The organism is Arthrobacter glacialis (genome assembly GCF_002909415.1).
In the GTDB taxonomy this organism is placed as follows: domain Bacteria; phylum Actinomycetota; class Actinomycetes; order Actinomycetales; family Micrococcaceae; genus Specibacter; species Specibacter glacialis.
This window is the reverse complement of record NZ_PPXB01000013.1, coordinates 73,862-92,428: the sequence shown is the minus strand read 5'-3', so window position 1 is coordinate 92,428 and position 18,567 is coordinate 73,862. Positions and strand designations below refer to the sequence as shown.

Genomic DNA, 18,567 nt, shown 5'->3' with positions numbered 1-18,567 from the left:
ACCTTTCGGCTGGTGTTGGAATAACAGACTGCCCCCAGTCTAGTCTCATTTCCGCCTCTAAATAGGGGCTCCGCCGGGGTCGTTGTTAAGGAACAAAGTGCCCCGCCCCAACGGCCGAGGCACTTTGAAACCACAAAACTACGGGGAGACGATGACGTCAATCCGCTGGAATTCCTTCAGGTCTGAATAACCTGTGGTGGCCATGGACCGGCGCAGCGCACCAATCAGGTTTGAGGTGCCATCGGCCTGGTGTGCCGGACCGTACAGGACCTCTTCCAGGGTTCCTACGGTGCCCATCTTCACGCGGTGGCCGCGCGGCAGTTCCTGGTGGTGGGCTTCGGCACCCCAGTGCCAGCCCTGGCCGGGCGCCTCGGCGGCGCGGGACAAAGCTGCCCCGAGCATGACGGCGTCGGCGCCCATGGCAATGGCCTTGACGATGTCACCGCTGGAGCCCATGCCGCCGTCGGCAATCACGTGCACGTAGCGTCCGCCAGACTCATCCATGTAGTCGCGGCGGGCCGCGGCAACGTCGGAGATGGCGCTGGCCATGGGTGACCGGATACCCAGTGCGCGGCTTGTGGTGGTGGAGGCGCCTCCGCCGAAGCCCACCAGGACACCGGCTGCGCCAGTGCGCATCAGGTGCAGGGCCGAGGTGTAGCCTGCCGCGCCACCAACAATGACGGGGACATCGAGTTCATAGATGAACTGCTTGAGGTTCAAAGGCTCGGTGGTCTTGGACACGTGCTCAGCGGAAACAGTGGTTCCTCGAATCACAAAAATGTCCACGCCGGCTGCGATGACAGTCTTGTAGAACTCCTGGGTGCGTTGCGGCGTCAGGGAGCCGGCAACGGTCACGCCGGCGGCACGAATCTCGGCCAGGCGGGCCGTGATCAGTTCCGCCTTGATGGGTGCGCTGTAGATTTCCTGCAGGCGGCGGGTGGTCTCGGGATCAACCACCGAGCCTTCCAGCGTTGCAATCTCATCCAGCACCGGCTGCGGGTCCTCGTAGCGAGTCCACAGGCCTTCCAGATCCAGGACACCCAAGCCACCCAATTTGCCCAAGGCAATGGCTGTCTCCGGGGACATCACCGAGTCCATGGGCGCCCCAATGACGGGCACCTCAAACTGGTAAGCGTCGATCTGCCATTTCACCGACACATCCTGGGGATCGCGAGTACGCCTGTTGGGCACAATCGAAATCTCATCCAACGAGTATGCGCGGCGTCCACGCTTTCCACGGCCAATCTCAATCTCATAAGTCACGCCCCCTAGCCTATCGCAGCGAGCGCCAGAGCCCTTAAACCGCTCAGTCCACGGACTTTTGCAGCGCCAGGGCGGCTGCCGCTTCCAAGCCTGCAATGCGCTCCACTTTCGCTGCCATGGCCGTAAAATCAGGCTCCCCGTCCCGCCCGATCAGCACTGCCAGCTCATCCCAAAGTTCGCCCAGTTCTTTGTATTGTGCGCCAACTTGGCCCAATGCAGTGGGGAGCCCGTCGCCGGACGCCCCGTCCCCGAGCATCGCCACCTCGCGCAAAAATTGCGCATGCAACGGCCGGAGAGCCCCGGGGCCACTGAACCGTTTGCCGGCCAGGAGGCCGTGCAACATGCCAAGGCCAGCTTGGGAGCGTTGCGGGTCGCCAAAGATTCGCGTCCAGCCGCGCTTGGTGGAGGTGTCCCGCAGCCGCAAAGCCCATTGTTCCATTCCAAGAATGCCAAAGTTATTGGCATATCCCGGCGGGATCCCGGGCGGCGCTTGCTGTGTCAACAGGGCGTGGGCGGTCTCGGCAATGGTCTGGCGCAGCACAGCTTTGGTCAAGATCTCCCCTGTAGGTTCGCCCCCGCTCCCCTGCACAACATGCGCCTGCCAGTGCTTGTCCGCCTTCCGTGCGCCGCGCGCCTGTGCCAGCTCCTCCGGCGCTATCCTCTCGAGTCTCCCGCCGCCGTCGTCCACCAGGTAGCCGTCGCCGTCACGGGCCACCACGGCAACATCCATGGAATCCATGTCCGCCAGCGCATCCGACGCGGCCCACGGCAGCTTCCCGCGCACAAGCCGCACCACTGCCGGAACCCCAGAGTCCAGCGCAGCGTCCAGCCGCGCCTGGGCCAGCGTGGCGCTCCCGGTCTGCTGAATGTTGACGCCTGCGCCACTGCGCCGCAGCAGATTCTCGGTGTACGGGCCGGGGTGAAAACGGGTGACCACGGAGGCTGTGGTGGTTTCCTTGTACTCAAACGTAAAAATCATGAAGCCGATTCCGCCCGCCAGGCCAGCCAACATGGCCTCGCTGTAGGGTCCGCCGGTGAAGGGGTTCCGTACGCCGGAGGTGGCCAGCACCCGGGTCCACAGACCCGAGTCCCAGTGTGAATATTCAGTCTGTGGATCATAGGCGGGGAGCATGGGTTGATTGTAGCTGCGACTGCCGCTGTGTGCCTCGCAAGTGGGGCGTTTCTGTAGGCTGGGTTCATGACTGACACAGAACTGCGGATGACCGACCACGAATTGCTCGGCCTGCTGGCAATGACCCCCACAGAGTCGGCGGCGGTGACGCTGGGCCTGCTCCGTCTTGACCAGCACACCGACAACGAACTGCTCACCAACGCAGGAATCACCACCTTGATGGTGCGCGGACTGGCGGAACTTCAAGGCGAGAAGATTGTTCCCCTGGAGAAATGCTCCATAGTGGCTTCGGTTTTGTCTCAGGCCCAGGAGTGGCTGGAAATTTCCCTGACCACACCAACAACCAACCATGTGCTCTTCACGGTGGGCTCCAATGTTGGGGCCGTCCTGCTGAGCTTGAGCCCGCTCGGGGTGCACGAGGTCCAGCCCATCGAGTCCGGACCCGCCATGGTGGAGCTGGCCCTGCACCTGACCCAGGAGTACCTCGCCGGTGCCGCCGAGGGCCTTCCCGCCACCGCTGTCATCAGGCGCCTGCGCACGGGCTCCGAGCCGGTGGTTGCCCAGCTGACAGCAGAAGAAACAGGTGAATGGGTGCTGCGTTCAGGTTCCGAATCCGAGTTCACCCAGACCTCGCTTCCGCAGGACGAAGCCACGGCGGCATTCAAGGCCGCCCTGGCCTAGTTCTGAGGGGCCCACACGTCCGAGGGCCCCTCAGCGGGGGCCACCGCAGCGAGGGCCCGCCGCGAGCTTGCGAGTGGTGGGAGGGCGTGGGGAACGACGGCGGGCCGTCACCTTTCGTGCGAAAGGCGACGGCCCGCCGTCGTACTGGAAACTGTTACTTGTAGTTCGGGGCTTCCACGGTCATGGTGATGTCATGAGGGTGGGATTCCTTCAGACCTGCCGCGGTGATGCGCACAAACTTGCCGCGCGCCTTCAGCTCGGGAATGGTCGGGGAGCCAACGTAGAACATGGTCTGTCGCAGGCCGCCAACCAGCTGATAGGCAACCGAGGCGAGCGGGCCGCGGTAGGCAACCCGGCCTTCAATGCCCTCGGGGATGAGCTTCTCATCTCCGGTGACATCGGCCTGGAAGTAGCGGTCCTTGGAGTAGGAGGTGTTCTTGCCGCGGGATTGCATGGCACCGAGGGAGCCCATGCCGCGGTATGCCTTGAACTGCTTGCCGTTGACAAAGACCGTCTCACCCGGGGACTCTTCGGTACCGGCCAGCAGGGAACCGAGCATGACGGTGTCAGCACCGGCGACCAGCGCCTTGCCGATGTCGCCCGAGTACTGCAGTCCGCCGTCGGCAATCAACGGCACCCCTGCCGGAATGGCAGCCTTGGCGGATTCGTAAATGGCGGTGATCTGCGGAACGCCAACGCCTGCCACCACGCGGGTGGTGCAGATGGAACCTGGGCCAACGCCAACCTTGATGCCGTCGGCACCGGCGTCGATCAGGGCCTGGGCACCTTCGCGGGTGGCAGCCTGGCCACCAATCACATCAACGTGGGCGGCGGACTTCTCGCTCTTGAGGCGCTGGATCATTTCCAGAACGCCCTGGCTGTGGCCGTTGGCGGTGTCAACGAACAAAGCGTCAACGCCTGCCTCAACCAGGGTCATGGCGCGTTCAAAACCATCGCCGAAGAAGCCAATGGCTGCACCCACGCGCAGGCGACCCTTGTCATCCTTGGTGGCAAGCGGGTACTGCTCAGCCTTGGCGAAGTCCTTGACAGTGATGAGGCCGCGGAGCACACCGGCAGCGTCCACCAGGGGAAGCTTTTCAATCTTGTTCTTGGCCAGCAGGCCCGAAGCCTCTTCGCGGCTGATGCCAACACGGCCGGTGATCAACGGCATGTGGGTCATGACGTCGCGGACCAGGCGCTGCGAGTATTCGCTTTCCGGGATGAAAACGGTGTCGCGGTTGGTCACGATGCCTACCAGGCGACCGTGAGCGTCAACAACGGGCAGGCCAGAAACGCGGAAACGTGAGCACAGCTCGTCCAGCTCCGCCAGCGTGGCGTCGGGGCCCACAGTGACCGGGTTGGTGATCATCCCCGATTCGCTGCGCTTGACCAGGTCAACTTCTTCGGCCTGGCGCTCAATGGACAGGTTGCGGTGCACAACACCCAAGCCACCCTGGCGGGCCATGGCGATGGCCATGCGGGATTCAGTCACGGTGTCCATGGCGGCAGACAGCAACGGCGTCTGCACGGTGATGCGCTTGGAAACCCGTGAGCTGGTGTCAGCTTCGGAAGGGATGACGTTGGTGTGGCCGGGAAGGAGCAGGACGTCGTCGTACGTCAGGCCAACAAAGGCGAAGGGGTCATGCATTTCAGGCTGGGACACGAAGGCTCCTTGGCGGGGGTAGAACCATTTAAGGGTGTGCATCCGATGACTGGTCCCGTGATTACGGAGACTGTCTGTGCGTTGGTTACATTCTAAAACGAAAGCTGCCCTGACCCTATTCCCGAGGCCTGAGTCACAGTGGGGGCCGATCTGACGGTAGGCGGCGGTGCCAGCCGAGCATCTGACGTAGTAGTGTTCCGATCAACTATTGGCACCACAGGAAGCAGCAGATGGCACTGCACATTCGAATTGTTGTCCCTGCTGACCTCTCGGATCAGGTGGTGGCCGTTGCTACCGGTCATGCCGGCGTTTCGGAGGTTTCCCGGGCCGTGGGAGCCTCAATCGTGCCGGCGGGTGACGTCATCACTGTGCAAGCCGTCCGGGAATCTGTTGAGGGCCTGCTGGAGAAACTCCACGAGCTCAACATCGCCGGCGTCGGTTCGGTAACCATCACCACCCCTGAGCTGGTCATTTCCGAACGCCTAGAGCAGGCCGACAAGGCCGTGCCCGGAGATGAGGCCGATGCCATCATTTGGGACGAGGTGGAGAACGACACCAGCGAAGAGTCCAAACTGACTTGGAGCTACCTGGCCTTCATAGTCATCGCTGTCCAACTGGCGGGCATCGGCATTGTCACCGACTCCACCATTGCCATTGTTGGAGCCATGGTGCTGGGTCCGGAATTCGGGGCCTTGGCCGGCTTGGCTCTGGCACTCGTGGACAGGCGCTGGAAACTTGCCCGACGCGCAGCCCTGGCCTTGGCGGTTGGGTTCCCGCTCGCCATTGTCATCACCGCACTTGCAGCATTCGTCTCCATCCCACTGGGTCTTTTTGAGCCCGCCGACGTTCTGGCGAGCTCAAGTTCCACCGAGTTCATCTACCACCCAGGCTGGTATTCATTCATTGTGGCGGTCCTGGCTGGCGCCGCCGGAATGCTCTCGCTGATTGGGCGCAAATCCACAATGCTGGTGGGGGTGTTCATCTCAGTCACAACGGTTCCGGCAGCGGGGTACGTTGCAGTGGCCGTGGTGTTGGGCCAGCCCGACCGCGCAGCCGGCTCTGCCTTGCAACTCTTGCTCAACATGGCCGGCATCATAGTCTCGGCCGCGGTGGTCTTGCTGATCTACCGTCTGATCCGACGACGTCGTCCGGCACTCTCGCAGTACTCCGCCGCCCAAGCCAAACTTGGGCTGCCCCGGCTGGGAGCTCGCCGCACTTTCCGGCGTTAGAGCGAAAATGCCGCCGTTCCCGCAAAATGCCACCGGTATATCGGTGGCAAAATGCGCAAACGGCGGCATTTCTGAAACGGGAGCAGCTGGCGTTAGTGCTGGTGCCCGGCTTCTTCTGCCTCGGCGGGCTTGTCCGTCACGAGGACTTCGGTGGTGAGCACCAAAGCCGCGATGGAGGCTGCGTTGCGCAGGGCCGAACGGGTGACCTTGACCGGGTCGATGACGCCGGCCTTGACCAGGTTTTCGTACTCGCCGGTGGCCGCGTTGAAGCCGAAGCCGTCTTCGAGTTCGCCAACCTTGTGCACCACAACGTAGCCGTCGTGGCCAGCGTTCTGGGCGATCCAGCGCAGCGGCTGGGCAACAGCCTTGCGGACCAATTCAACAGCAGTTGCTGCGTCACCGGTCAGGGCTGCAACAGTGGCATCCTCGTCGAGAGCCTTGGCGGCCTGAACCAGTGCGGAACCGCCACCGGCAACAATGCCTTCTTCCAAAGCGGCACGCGTTGCGGACACTGCGTCCTCAATGCGGTGCTTCTTTTCCTTCAGCTCAACCTCGGTGGCTGCGCCAACCTTGATTACACCGATGCCGCCAGCCAGCTTGGCCAGGCGTTCCTGCAGCTTTTCCTTGTCCCAGTCGGAGTCGGTGCGCTTGAGCTCAGCATGCAGCTGGGCTACGCGGTCGGCAACTTCAACAGCTGTACCGGCACCGTCAACGATGGTGGTGTTGTCCTTGGTGACCGTGATGCGGCGAGCCGTACCCAGTACTTCAAGGCCAACCTGGTCCAGAGAAAGGCCGATCTCCGCGGAGACAACCTGTGCGCCAGTCAGGATCGCAATGTCCTGCAGCATGGCCTTGCGGCGGTCGCCGAAGCCCGGAGCCTTGACAGCAACAACGTTCAAGGTGCCGCGCAAGCGGTTGACGATCAGCGTGGACAGAGCCTCGCCGTCAACGTCTTCAGCAATGATGAACAGCGGCTTGTTGGCAGCAAGTGCCTTTTCAAGCAGCGGCAGGAATTCCTGCAGGCTGGAGATCTTGCCCTGGTTGATCAAAACCAGTGCATCTTCCATGACAGCTTCCTGGCGTTCCGCGTCGGTGACGAAGTACGGGGACAGGTAACCCTTGTCGAACTGCATGCCCTCGGTGAGGACCAGTTCGGTGGAGGTGGTGGAGGATTCCTCGATGGTGATCACACCATCCTTGCCAACCTTGTCGAATGCCTCGGCGAGCAGGTCGCCGATTTCCTGGCTCTGAGCGGAGATGGCGGCAACTTCTGCAACCTGTCCACCCTCAACCGGGCGGGCGTTCTCCAGCAGGCGCTTGGCAATGGCTTCAACGGAAACCTGGATGCCGCGCTTGAGCTCGCCGGGAGCCGCACCTGCGGCAACGTTGCGCAGGCCTTCCTTGACCAGTGCCTGCGCCAAGACGGTGGCCGTGGTGGTGCCGTCGCCAGCAACATCGTTGGTCTTTGTGGCAACTTCCTTGGCCAGCTGTGCGCCGAGGTTCTCGTACGGGTCTTCCAGCTCCACCTCGCGGGCGATCGTGACGCCGTCGTTGGTGATGGTGGGAGCGCCCCACTTCTTGTCCAGTACTACGTTGCGACCGCGCGGGCCAAGTGTCACCTTGACGGTGTCGGCAAGCTTGTCGATGCCGGCCTCAAGGGCCTTCCGTGCGCTGTCGTTAAATGCAAGCTGCTTAGCCATGCGTTGTGTCCTTTCACGCAAAGACCCCGCGTTCGTGACCTAGAACGGTCCCGGTCGCGGGGCTTTACAAAGTGGTTACTTGAGCAAAAGTCGTTACTTAACGACGATGGCCAGTACGTCGCGGGCCGAGAGAACCAGCAGCTCTTCGCCACCGGTCTTCACTTCAGTTCCACCGTACTTGGAGTAGATGACGACGTCGCCAACGGCAACATCGATCGGGACACGGTTGCCGTTGTCGTCAACGCGGCCGGGTCCAACTGCCACAACTTCGCCCTCCTGGGGCTTTTCCTTGGCAGTGTCCGGGATTACCAGACCGGAAGCGGTAGTCAACTCTGCTTCGAGCTGGCGAACAACAATACGATCCTCAAGAGGCTTAATAGAGACCGACACTCGGACCTCTCCTTCACACGTAAATTCTTTGGATGGCTGGCAGTCTTCTTCACCATGTTTATCAGGAGCCCCAACCGTCGTCGCGGTGCCGGTGTTGCTCCCATGGCCAAAAAGATAAGCAAGTTAGCACCCTCGGGGTGAGAGTGCTAACCCTGACTCTATGGAATTGATTAGCACTCGGTCAAGGCGAGTGCCAGCTTTTGGCTTAAAAGTGCGACGCCGGCGGGCCTGGTTTCGCTCACGGCGCACCTTTGGCGCCCGCCCCGGGGCACGCATTCATCGTGAGTGCGCAGCTGATGCGACTTCTGACGCTGGAAGTCGCATCAGCTGCGCACTCACGGCCGCATATCCCTGCCCCTGAGTGCACCGCGGTGACGCCGTTCGCGTCGGCCAGGTTGACGTTGGCGCCGTCGGCCAGCAGGGCCACCAACGAGGCAGAATCATTGTTCATGGCCGCACCAATGAGTTCCGTGTTGAGAGCCACTTGCTCTTGGGGTGTCAGCGGCGCCGCGCTGGATGCCGGCGGTACTGCAGACGGCGAGGAAAACTGAGCCTTCGAAGTCGCCACGGTTGGAGCAGCAGTCCCGGAATCGGATCATGCTGGCCAGCCTGGCGCGTCGCATTATGCCTAAACCTCTTTTGGTGTCTTCAGCAAAGATGTCAGGATAAAGCTATGACAACGAGCCCCGTGCAGGTGCGTGACCTCCAAAAGTTCTATGGCAGCTTCAAAGCCGTGGACGGCATCAGCTTCGACATTCATGAGGGCGAGACATTTGCCTTGCTCGGGCCCAACGGTGCGGGCAAGAGCACCACGATTGAAATCTTGGAAGGCTACCGCAACAAGACCAGCGGTGATGTTCATGTCCTCGGCGTGGAGCCAGCCCGCGGGGGGCTGGACTGGAAGGCGCAACTGGGCATTGTTTTGCAATCCACTGGGGAGAGCGGCAATGTCAGCGTCGTGGAGCAGCTGACTCATTTCGCCGGCTACTATCCGCATCCACGCAACGTTTCTGACGTCATTGAGGCTGTGGGTCTGGGCAGCAAAGCTAAAACTCGCATCAGCAAACTCTCCGGCGGGCAGCGCCGACGGGTTGATGTGGCCCTGGGCATTATTGGCAGGCCCAAGCTTTTGTTCTTGGACGAGCCCACCACCGGCTTTGATCCGGAAGCCCGGCGACAATTTTGGGACTTGATCAACCAGCTCAAGGCCGAAGGCACCACCATCTTGCTCACCACCCATTACTTGGATGAGGCGGCAACGTTGGCCGATCGGGCAGGAGTCATTGTGGGCGGCAAACTTGTGGACATCGGCCCCATCGACGCTATTGGCGGGGCCAGCGCGAGGGTGCCGCTGGTGCGGTGGCGGCAGGACGGCGTCGTACGTAGTGAGCGCACAGCCGAACCGGCGGCACTCGCTGCTCGGCTGTACGCCGAGGCAGGAGGCGAGGTGGACGGGCTGGAAATCACCCGACCCAGCCTCGAGGACATTTATCTGGACATGGTGGGCAACCATTCCACCGCGCTCAAGACTGCGGAGGAGAACGCATGAGAACCCTGCAACTAGGCACCTCTCGCATCGGCTACGAGCTCAAGGTGTACTTCCGCCAGGGCGATACCGTGTTCTTCACGTTCCTGTTTCCCATCATGATGTTGTCCATCTTTGCCGTGGCCTTCAGCACCAGCGGTAACATCGGCACGGCTCCCGATGGCAGCGGCGGCATCACTGTGGCGTCGTTCTATGTGCCCGGCATGGTGGCCGCGGGCATGTTGCTCAGCGGGGTGCAAAACCTCGCGGTGGACATTGCAGCAGAAAAGGGTGACGGCACGCTCAAACGCCTGGGCGGCACTCCCCTGCCGGTGTTTTCCTATTTCATGGGCAAGATCGGCATGGTCCTGCTCAGTTCAGTGTTTCAGGTGGCATTGCTGCTGCTTGTGGCCCGGGTCGCCTTCAACGTGGAGCTGCCCAGTGAACCCAGCAAATGGTTGACGTTTGCGTGGGTGTTTCTCTTTGGTGTCATCACCAGTTGCGTTTTGGGTATTGCCCTCTCGGCACTGCCGCGGACTGGAAAGTCGGCCACGGCAGTGATCATCCCGCTGGTGTTGGTGTTGCAATTCATCTCAGGCGTGTACTTGAACTTCTCGCAGTTGCCGGGCTGGCTGCAGAACTTTGCCAGTATTTTTCCGCTGAAATGGATGGCTCAAGGCATGCGCAGCGTGTTCCTGCCAGCCTCCTTCGAGGCCGCCGAACCCTCTGGTGCGTGGGATTTGGGGCTTGTGGCGTTGGTGCTGGGCGTGTGGCTGGTGGTGGGGCTCGCACTGTGCAAAATGACGTTCAAGTGGATCCGTAAGGACACGTAGTTCCACCAACATCTATGACGCAGTTGGTGCAACGGAAAGCGCCTTCCGGGCGCTTTTGTGTGCAACAAGTGCGTCATGGATGGCTTAGGCGAAGTAGACGCCGATCCTGTTGCCGTCGATTTCCTCGATGCGAATGTCAATGTCATACACATCAGCCAGGACGGAGCTGTGCATCAGTTCGGCAGGGGTGCCCTGGGCGATCAGCCTGCCGTCCTTCATGGCCAAAATATTGTCCGAATAGCATGAGGCAAAGTTGATGTCATGGATGACCAGCACAATGGTCTTGCCCAATTCATCGGCCATTTTTCGCAGTGTGCGCATCATGTGAACTGAATGCTTCATATCCAGGTTGTTCAGCGGTTCATCCAAGAGCAGGTACTTGGTGTCCTGGGCCAGCACCATGGCGATGAAGGCGCGCTGGCGCTGGCCGCCTGACAGTTCATCGACGAAGCGGTCCGCCAGGGGACCTAGGTCGAGATACTCCAAGGCCTGATCTATGTGGATCTTGTCCGCTGCCGTGGCGCGGCCGCCGTTGTGCGGGAAACGGCCAAAGCCCACCAGATCCCGCACCGATAGCCGCACGCTGAGTTGGTTCTCCTGGCGCAGGATTGCCATGGTTTGAGACAGCTCGCGGCTCGGTGTGGAGGTGACGTCCAGGCCACCAACCGCGACTCCTCCGGCGTCCATGGGCAACAGGCGGCTGATCATGGAGAGCAGGGTGGACTTGCCCGCACCGTTGGGGCCAATGATGGAGGTGATGCCGCCGGCAGGGATGGTTGCCGTGACATTGTCCACGACCTTTTGACTGCCATAGGACTTGCTGACACCGGAAATTTCAATCACTTCAGTGAGCCTTTCAACAGCAACCCGATGAACACCAGGCCACCTATAAATTCGATGACAATGCTCAGCGCACTGTTGAAATCAAAGATGCGTTCAAGCACCAGCTGCCCGCCCACCAGCGAGATGATGCCCAGGAGAACGGCAACGGGGAGCACTGTGGCGTGCTTGAACTTGGGCACCAGCTGGTACGCGAGCGATGCCACCAGGAGGCCAAAGAAGGTGATGGGCCCCACCAGTGCAGTGGAGACGGCCACCAAGACGGAGCAGATCACCAGTGTTTTAGTCACCGCCTTGCGGTGGTCCACGCCCAGATTGATGGACGTTTCACGGCCCAACGCCAGGACGTCGTACTCGCGGCGCAGGCGCCAGGCCGGGACGGTGACCAGCCCGACGGCGGCAATCGCCACAAGCAGCAACGTCCCGTCCACCTGGTTGAAGGAGGCAAAGAACAGGTCCTGCAAAATCAGGAACTCGCTGGGGTCCATGAGGCGCTGCAACAGTGCGGAGAAGCCTCGGAACAAGGTGCCAAACACGATGCCCACGAGCAGCATCAGGTGCAGGCTCTTGCCGTTGCCCAAGAACAGCCATCGGTAGAGCACCAGTGAGAAGGCCACCATCAGCAGCACCTGCATGCCAAACTTCAATGGCGTGGGCATCGACAGCAACACCTGACCACCCAGCACAAACGTCAGGACCGTCTGCAGCAAAATGTAGAGGGCATCAAAACCCATGATGGACGGAGTCAAAATACGGTTGGCGGTCACTGTTTGAAAGAGGACTGTGGACATACCCACCGCATACGCCACCAGGATCATCGAGCCGACCTTGATGGCGCGGCGAGGGAGAATGTAGCCCAAATTCCCACGCAGCTCGATCGTCATGAACACCAGAATCAGCGCGGCGGCAACCACCGCCAAAACTGTTAACAGGACAGCTGATGACACTTCAAGTTTCTTGGCGCCAGTTTTGCGCGCGTTGACGGACAGGGCTGCCGGAAGCGGATTAGTGGTCATTCTTTTTCCTCCTTCCCAGAAGCAAGTACAAGAAGATCAAGCTGCCCACAGCGGAAACAATAATTCCCACGGGGATCTCAAACGGGTAGCGAATGGTGCGGCCAATGATGTCGCACACCAGGACAAAGGCGGCACCAAAAACTGCCACCCACGGGATGGCGCGGCGGACGTTGTCGCCAAAGAACATGGACACCAGGTTTGGCACAATCAATCCCAGGAACGGGATGGCACCCACGGAGACCACCACCACGGCGCTGATCAGGGACACGATCACCAAGCCCAGCGTCATGATGCGGTTGTAGTTCATGCCCAAATTGGTGGTGAACTCCTCCCCCAATCCAATAACGGTGAACCTGTCGGCGCAGATGAAGCCAACAATTGTCAGCGCACCCACCAGATACAACAGCTCATAGCGGCCCTGGATGACACCCGAAAAGTCCCCCACCATCCACGAATTCAAGGTTTGCAGCAGGTCAAAGCGGTAGGCAAAGAAGGTAGTGACAGCGGCGATGACACCACCAAGCATGATGCCCACGAGCGGCACAACCAAGGTGTTGCGCAAGGGCATCCGGCGCAGAATCACCAAGAACAAGGCCGTTCCGGCCATGGCAAAAACACTGGCAACTCCCATTTTGGCGAACAGGGACGCCGCAGGGAACAACACCGTAACGGCAAGGATTCCCAGTGAAGCTGATTCAACAGTGCCCACCATGGAGGGTTCAACGAACTTGTTCCTGGCCATGAGCTGCATGATCAGGCCGGCCACGCTGACAGCCGCGCCAGCCAGGATGACGGAGATGGTCCGGGGGATTCTGCTGACCCACAGCACGTGCCAGGCGTGCGGATCCCCTGCCATGAGTGCTGGCAGGGAGACATCGCTGACGCCCACAAACATGCTGACAATGGCCAGCACCAACACGGCAGCCCCACCAAGCGCCAGCATGGTGCCGGAACTGATGGGGCGTCGCACTGAACTCACCTTGGGAACGGCTTTATCCGTTGCAAGTGACACAGAAAATCCTTGAGTGTTGTCTTCTTACGTGTCCCTGTGCTCGCCGCCCGGTGGCCTCGAGCAAAGAGAATTAGGCCTTCGCTACGGAGCCGGCAATGGCACCGACCATGGCGTCAACGTTATTCAGGCCGTAGCCCACCAAGTACCAGCTAGCCGGTTCAAGGTAAGTGATGCGATCGTTCTTGGCTGCGTCGGTTCCCTTGACCAAGGGATTGTCCAGAACGGCCTTCGCGGCTCCCGCAGACTCACCGGTGGCTACGTCGCGGTCAATAACGTACAGGCTGCCTGGGTTGGCCTTGGCAATGAATTCGTGGGAGATAGCCTCGCCATGTGACCCTTCACCCTTGACATCGGTTGCCGTGGGAACACCCAGGACGTCGTGGATGAGGCCAAAGCGGGAGCCCGCTCCGTATGCTGTTAGCTCGCCGCCGCTGGTCAGCACAATCAGGCCGGTTCCGGCTGCGGGTGCCTTTGCTTTGGTGTCGGCGATCTTGGCGTCAATGGCCTTGATCTTCTCGGCGACCACTGCTTCCTTGTCGAAGATCTTGCCCAAGCTGGCCGAGACTGTCTTGAAGGACTCAATGGGAGACTTCGCATCAACGCTCAGGTCAATGGTGGGGGCAATCTTGCTCAGCTCGGCGTAGGAGCCTGCAGTACGGCCGGAGATGATGATCAGGTCAGGAGCGCCAGCACTGATGGCTTCAAAATCGGGCTCCTTCATGGTGCCGATGTTGGTCAGATCTTTGGAAGCGTATTCCTGCAATGCTTCCGGGAGGTTTGCTTGCGGCACACCCGCAACAGGGACTTCCAACACGTCCAAGGTATCCAGCACGCCCAGGTCAAAGGTGTAAACCTTCTTCGGGTTGACCGGAACATCCTGGGTTCCCTGCGCATGTGTGATGGAGACTGTGCCCGATGCCGTTTCTTGGTCTTGGGCACCTACCGTGCCGCTTTGGCCACAGGCCGTCAGAGCCAGAACAGCAGCGGTGGCCGCGAAAGTCAGCAGGTACTTCTTCGACATCGAAATTCTCCAAAAAGTTAGATTAGCTTAGGCAATCCTTATAAGCTCTCCTAAGAACCTATTATGACGAGCAATAATTGCGCAAATTAATGGTGCCCTATTTACCGTGACGCTCATCACTTGATATCGGGCGGTTACGATTTAGAGATGTCCCTTGATGCCATTTCCCCCCTTCTCACCGTTGCTGGATGGGAACTTCTGTCCTCCTTGGGCCCCTATTCGGACGCCGAATCGCTCAAACTCAACGAATCCTTGCGCAAAGCCGGGCACTCCCCCGAACTGGTGGCGGCCGCCCTGACGCAATCACGGCTTCGCGCCAAGGCTGAGGCCAAGTTTGGCGAATTCGCGCACCAAATGCTGTTCACCCAGACTGGGCTGGAACAAGCCACGCGATTGAGCATTGCGGCGTTGCACGCGCAGCGATTTAAAGCAGCCGGGATCACCCGTGTGGCAGATCTGGGCTGCGGTTTGGGCGCCGATTCGTTGGCCATGGCCAGCTTGGACATTTCCGTCACAGCCGTGGAGATGGATGAGATCACAGCAGCCTGCACCACTGTGAATCTCATGCCGTTCCCCGAGGCGACGGTCATTTGCGGCCGCGCCGAGGAAACTGACCTGAGTGGCATTGACGGCGTATGGCTGGATCCGGCCCGCCGCACCACCAACACCTCCGGCACCACCCGGCTCTTTGACCCCGAGGCATTCTCACCGCCGCTGTCATTCGTGGAAATGCTGGCTGATTCGGGTAAAGCCGTGGGCGTCAAGATGGGGCCGGGCATTCCCCACGACGCCGTGCCCGCAACGGCTGAGGCCCAATGGATTTCCGTCAATGGTGACGTGGTGGAGGCCGGCCTCTACTTCAATGCGCTGGCACGCCCCGGCATCCGCCGCGCGGCCCTGGTGGTGGGGGCGAATGGGATGCATGAACTCACCAGCGCCGTGCCGTACGACCCCGCCGCCCAGGATGTTGAAGTGGGCCCCATAAGCGGCTACCTCTACGAGCCCGACGGCGCTGTGATCCGGGCAGGGTTGGTGGCAGATTTGGCCCGTACCATGGGGGCACACTTGGTGGACGAACACATTGCCTACATCTGCACAGAAAACCCCGTGAACACCCCCTTTGCCCGCGGCTACAAGGTTTTGGACGTCAAACCCTTCAACGTCAAGGCGCTCAAAAGCTGGGTCAAGGCCAACCGGATCGGTGTACTGGACATCAAAAAGCGCGGCATTTCAACCACGCCCGAAGAGTTGCGCCGCCAGCTCCTGACGGGGTCCGGTAAGGGACCCAACAAGGCAACCCTGATCCTGACCCGCATAGGCGAGGACAGGGTCGCCGTCGTGGTTGAACCGCACGGGTCTACGGGCGCACCCTAGACCCACGCCCCAAAACGCTATCGCAGCAATGGCGTCACTGGGAGCGGGAGAACTCGGACGCTTCGCGGACCAGCCCGGGGCTGGGGCGCACACCCGTGTAGAGCACAAACTGTTCGGCTGCCTGGATGGCGATGACCTCGGCGCCTGTGATGACAGGCTTGCCCGCGGCACGGGCTGCTTGGATGAGGGGCGTCTCAGAGGGAAGCGCCACCACGTCGAAGACAATCTGCGCGGCTGCCACAGTGGCGTCGTCGAAGGATTGGGATGATTCCTCGGAACCTGCCATACCCAGCGGCGTGACGTTGATGAGCAAGTCCGCTGTTGCCGGGCCAACTTCGGCCAGCCAGCCAAATCCGTAGAGGCCGGCCAGTGCTTTCCCAGCCTCCTCGTTGCGGGCCACAATCGAAACGTGCGTCAGCCCGGCGTCGCGCACTGCAGCAGCAACAGCCTTGGCCATACCGCCGGAACCGCGCAGCAGAACAGTGAAATCGGCAGGGACCTTGTGCGTCGCCAACAACTCGGCGATGGCCAGGTAGTCGGTGTTGTAGGCGGTGAGGACGCCGTCATTGTTGACAATGGTGTTCACCGAGTCGATGGCGGCGGCGGAGGCATCCATGACGTCAATCATGGCGATGACGTCCTCCTTGTACGGCATGGACACTGCCGCGCCGCGAATGCCCAGACCCCGAATGCCGGCGACTGCCTGCGCCAGATCTTTCGGGGCAAAAGCCTTGTAAACGTAGTTCAGGTTTAGTGCGTCGTACAGGTAATTGTGGAAGCGCGTACCTATATTGCTGGGCCGCGCGGCGAGGGAAATGCACAATGTCATGTCTTTGTTCAAAATAGGCACCACCCCATTGTGCCGGAAAACCTGAACTACAATCAGAAGGCACCCGGCGCCTTTGCCGCTTCGCACCCGATATTTTAGTTGCTGCCAAGGGGGCGCCCCAGTGAAGATTGATTTCGCTAAATCAGAGCAGTCCACTCTTGGACTGGAGTGGGAAATCGCTCTGGTTGACCACCAAACCGGTGAATTGGACGCCCGCGCCAATGATGTTTTCGCCAACATCACCGCCGCCCACCCCGAGGTGATGGCTGACGGTGAACACCCCCACATCAAGGGTGAGATGTTGCAGAACACCGTGGAGTTGGTCACAGGAATCTGCCACACGGTGGCCGAGGGCAAGGAAGACTTGCGCCGGAACCTGAACATTCTCCGGGATGCTGCCACACCGTTGGGCCTTGATCTGCTCAGCGCCGGCACCCACCCGTTCAGCAATCCGCGCACCCAGGTCGTCACGGACAAGGAACGCTACGCCAAGCTTGTTGACAGGACCCAGTGGTGGGGCAGCCAGATGCTCATCTATGGAGTTCACGTCCACGTGGGGCTTGACCACGTTTCCAAGGCCATGCCCGTCCTGGATGGGCTGGTCAATTATTTCCCGCACTTCCAGGCACTCTCCGCTTCCTCCCCGTACTGGAACGGTGAGGATACCGGCTACGCCTCCCAGCGGGCCTTGATGTTCCAGCAACTCCCCACGGCCGGCCTGCCGTTCCAGTTCCCGGACTGGGCGGGGTACGAGTCCTATGTGCAGGACATGTTCACTACGGGTGTCATCGACGCCACGAATGAAATCCGTTGGGACATCCGCCCGGTGGCGGGTCTTGGCACCATTGAAATGCGCATCTGCGACGGCATGTCCACACTCGAGGAAATTGGGGCTATTGCTGCCCTGACCCAGTGCTTGGTGGAGAGCTTTTCAAATACCCTGGACGACGGCGGTTCCATCCCCACCATGCCCCCGTGGCACATCCAGGAAAACAAGTGGCGCGCGGCGCGCTATGGCATGGACGCCATCATTATTTTGGATGCCGCCGGCAAGGAACAGCTCGTCACCGAGCACACCATGGAACTGCTGAACAAACTTGAGCCTGTTGCCGCCCGTTTGGGTTGCGCGGATGAGTTGGCCAGCGTTGAGGCAATCCTCAACAAGGGGGCCAGCTACCAACGCCAGCGCTCCGTTGCGGCCGCCACAGAAGGTGACCTGCGCGCCGTCGTGCGTTCCCTGGTTGCAGAGATGGCCACCAACTAGTCCCCACTTCCCGGACCGCCGGTTCCCATCAACGGCCCCCTCAACACCAGCGGCCCGCCAGCGGTGCTATTCCGGCAGGATCACCATGTCCAGGTAGTCACGCAGGGCCCCGGCCATGTCGATGCGTTCGGGCGCCATGAGCCACTGCGTCTGAATGCCGTCCCACAACGCGATCAGGCTGGCAGCGGCCCGCTCGGGATCCACGCCCGGGCGCAGCCGGCCAGCATCGGCGAGCGCGGAAAATTGCTGCAGGTAGCTGCGGCGCAAGCCTTCATACCGCTGCGTGAAGTAGTCGCGGCCGGGGTGGTTGTCCGTGACGGATTCGGCGCACAGCACGGTGTAGAGCTCAATGACGCCGGGAACCGTTTCATTGAAGCGGGCCTGCCGGACCACGGCGTCAACCAGGGATTCCCGGGGGTCACGGGCCCCGCCGTCGCCCGTGACGGTGTCACGCCAATTCAAGACGGCCAGCAGCAGGTCGCCCTTGGACGGGAAATAGTGCAGCAGGCTTGTCTGGCTCATCCCCACCTTGTCCGCCACACCCTGCAATGAACCGCCGCGGTAGCCGTGGGCCGCAAACACCTCATGGGCGGCCATGACTATGCTCTCCCGGCGCTGCTTGGACTTGGCATAGGGTCCCCGCGGCGCCCTGGTCCCGGTCTCATTGGTGGTCATGCATAGCGAGCTTACATGAGTCCTGCGTCACATAATTTTAATTTCGAGTAACCACTCGAACTTTGTGTTAGCGTCCTTCGTACTCGGTCCGCCGGGTGATGCCGGTGTCCCGCGGACACC

At 60.9% G+C, this 18,567-nt stretch carries 18 protein-coding genes; 6 read left to right on the top strand and 12 right to left on the bottom strand.

Features of this window, described 5'->3' with window-relative positions; translation table 11 throughout:
• Positions 1-138: 138 nt before the first annotated feature.
• Positions 139-1,263 (bottom strand): GuaB3 family IMP dehydrogenase-related protein, encoded by a 1,125-nt coding sequence (locus CVS28_RS15125; RefSeq protein WP_103464800.1) that lies wholly within the window; start codon positions 1,261-1,263, stop codon positions 139-141.
• Positions 1,264-1,306: 43 nt separating this feature from the next.
• Positions 1,307-2,395 carry a BtrH N-terminal domain-containing protein gene (locus tag CVS28_RS15120; protein WP_103482036.1) on the bottom strand — a complete coding sequence of 363 codons (1,089 nt, stop codon included), beginning with the start codon at positions 2,393-2,395 and terminating at the stop codon, positions 1,307-1,309.
• Positions 2,396-2,461: 66 nt separating this feature from the next.
• Between CVS28_RS15120 and CVS28_RS15115 the strand changes: the two genes are divergently transcribed.
• Positions 2,462-3,076 carry a hypothetical protein gene (locus tag CVS28_RS15115; RefSeq protein ID WP_103464802.1) on the top strand — a complete coding sequence of 205 codons (615 nt, stop codon included), beginning with the start codon at positions 2,462-2,464 and terminating at the stop codon, positions 3,074-3,076.
• Positions 3,077-3,230: 154 nt separating this feature from the next.
• Here the strand turns inward: CVS28_RS15115 and guaB are convergent, their stop codons facing one another.
• Positions 3,231-4,739: an IMP dehydrogenase gene (gene guaB / locus CVS28_RS15110; RefSeq protein WP_103482035.1), complete on the bottom strand. Its 1,509-nt coding sequence runs from the start codon at positions 4,737-4,739 to the stop codon at positions 3,231-3,233.
• Between the two features lie 230 nt (positions 4,740-4,969).
• On the opposite strand from guaB, the gene CVS28_RS15105 reads away from it, so the two are divergent.
• Positions 4,970-5,968 (top strand): DUF389 domain-containing protein, encoded by a 999-nt coding sequence (locus CVS28_RS15105; protein ID WP_103464804.1) that lies wholly within the window; start codon positions 4,970-4,972, stop codon positions 5,966-5,968.
• Positions 5,969-6,060: 92 nt separating this feature from the next.
• On the opposite strand, the gene groL is transcribed toward CVS28_RS15105, so the two are convergent.
• The 3 genes from groL to CVS28_RS15090 form a co-directional block, all read right to left on the bottom strand.
• Complete coding sequence (gene groL / locus CVS28_RS15100; protein WP_103464805.1) at positions 6,061-7,668, bottom strand: chaperonin GroEL; 1,608 nt, start codon at positions 7,666-7,668, stop codon at positions 6,061-6,063.
• A 93-nt stretch (positions 7,669-7,761) separates the two neighbouring features.
• Entirely contained in the window at positions 7,762-8,058 is a 297-nt protein-coding gene (gene groES, locus CVS28_RS15095; RefSeq protein ID WP_038464523.1) for a co-chaperone GroES, read from the bottom strand.
• A gap of 238 nt (positions 8,059-8,296) precedes the next feature.
• Positions 8,297-8,626, bottom strand: a complete 330-nt coding sequence (locus CVS28_RS15090; RefSeq protein WP_133159164.1) for a hypothetical protein — start codon at positions 8,624-8,626, stop codon at positions 8,297-8,299.
• 105 nt (positions 8,627-8,731) lie between these two features.
• Here CVS28_RS15090 and CVS28_RS15085 point away from each other — a divergent pair, with 105 nt between their 5' ends.
• Complete coding sequence (locus CVS28_RS15085) at positions 8,732-9,607, top strand: ABC transporter ATP-binding protein (protein WP_103482033.1); 876 nt, start codon at positions 8,732-8,734, stop codon at positions 9,605-9,607.
• Positions 9,604-10,416, top strand: coding sequence for an ABC transporter permease (locus CVS28_RS15080; protein ID WP_103464808.1), 813 nt, complete (start codon positions 9,604-9,606; stop codon positions 10,414-10,416). The genes CVS28_RS15085 and CVS28_RS15080 overlap by 4 nt, the downstream gene beginning before the upstream one ends.
• 84 nt (positions 10,417-10,500) lie before the next feature.
• Here CVS28_RS15080 and CVS28_RS15075 read toward each other — a convergent pair whose 3' ends face one another.
• The 4 genes from CVS28_RS15075 to CVS28_RS15060 all read right to left on the bottom strand — a co-directional run bounded on the left by CVS28_RS15075 (position 10,501) and on the right by CVS28_RS15060 (position 14,305).
• Positions 10,501-11,259: an iron ABC transporter ATP-binding protein gene (locus CVS28_RS15075; protein WP_103482032.1), complete on the bottom strand. Its 759-nt coding sequence runs from the start codon at positions 11,257-11,259 to the stop codon at positions 10,501-10,503.
• Positions 11,256-12,272, bottom strand: a complete 1,017-nt coding sequence (locus tag CVS28_RS15070) for an iron chelate uptake ABC transporter family permease subunit (protein WP_103482031.1) — start codon at positions 12,270-12,272, stop codon at positions 11,256-11,258. Before CVS28_RS15070 ends, CVS28_RS15075 begins: the two co-directional genes overlap by 4 nt.
• Positions 12,262-13,284 (bottom strand): ABC transporter permease, encoded by a 1,023-nt coding sequence (locus CVS28_RS15065; RefSeq protein WP_341476416.1) that lies wholly within the window; start codon positions 13,282-13,284, stop codon positions 12,262-12,264. Before CVS28_RS15065 ends, CVS28_RS15070 begins: the two co-directional genes overlap by 11 nt.
• A gap of 70 nt (positions 13,285-13,354) precedes the next feature.
• A complete protein-coding gene (locus tag CVS28_RS15060; RefSeq protein WP_103482030.1) occupies positions 13,355-14,305 on the bottom strand; it encodes a siderophore ABC transporter substrate-binding protein in 951 nt (316 codons plus the stop codon).
• A 147-nt stretch (positions 14,306-14,452) separates the two neighbouring features.
• Between CVS28_RS15060 and CVS28_RS15055 the strand changes: the two genes are divergently transcribed.
• Entirely contained in the window at positions 14,453-15,679 is a 1,227-nt protein-coding gene (locus CVS28_RS15055; protein WP_103482029.1) for a THUMP-like domain-containing protein, read from the top strand.
• A gap of 34 nt (positions 15,680-15,713) precedes the next feature.
• On the opposite strand, the gene CVS28_RS15050 is transcribed toward CVS28_RS15055, so the two are convergent.
• Positions 15,714-16,529: a shikimate 5-dehydrogenase gene (locus CVS28_RS15050; RefSeq protein ID WP_103482028.1), complete on the bottom strand. Its 816-nt coding sequence runs from the start codon at positions 16,527-16,529 to the stop codon at positions 15,714-15,716.
• 100 nt (positions 16,530-16,629) lie between these two features.
• Between CVS28_RS15050 and CVS28_RS15045 the strand changes: the two genes are divergently transcribed.
• Complete coding sequence (locus tag CVS28_RS15045; RefSeq protein WP_103464814.1) at positions 16,630-17,772, top strand: glutamate--cysteine ligase; 1,143 nt, start codon at positions 16,630-16,632, stop codon at positions 17,770-17,772.
• Between the two features lie 66 nt (positions 17,773-17,838).
• On the opposite strand, the gene CVS28_RS15040 is transcribed toward CVS28_RS15045, so the two are convergent.
• Positions 17,839-18,447 carry a TetR/AcrR family transcriptional regulator gene (locus tag CVS28_RS15040; RefSeq protein ID WP_103464815.1) on the bottom strand — a complete coding sequence of 203 codons (609 nt, stop codon included), beginning with the start codon at positions 18,445-18,447 and terminating at the stop codon, positions 17,839-17,841.
• Positions 18,448-18,567: the final 120 nt, after the last annotated feature.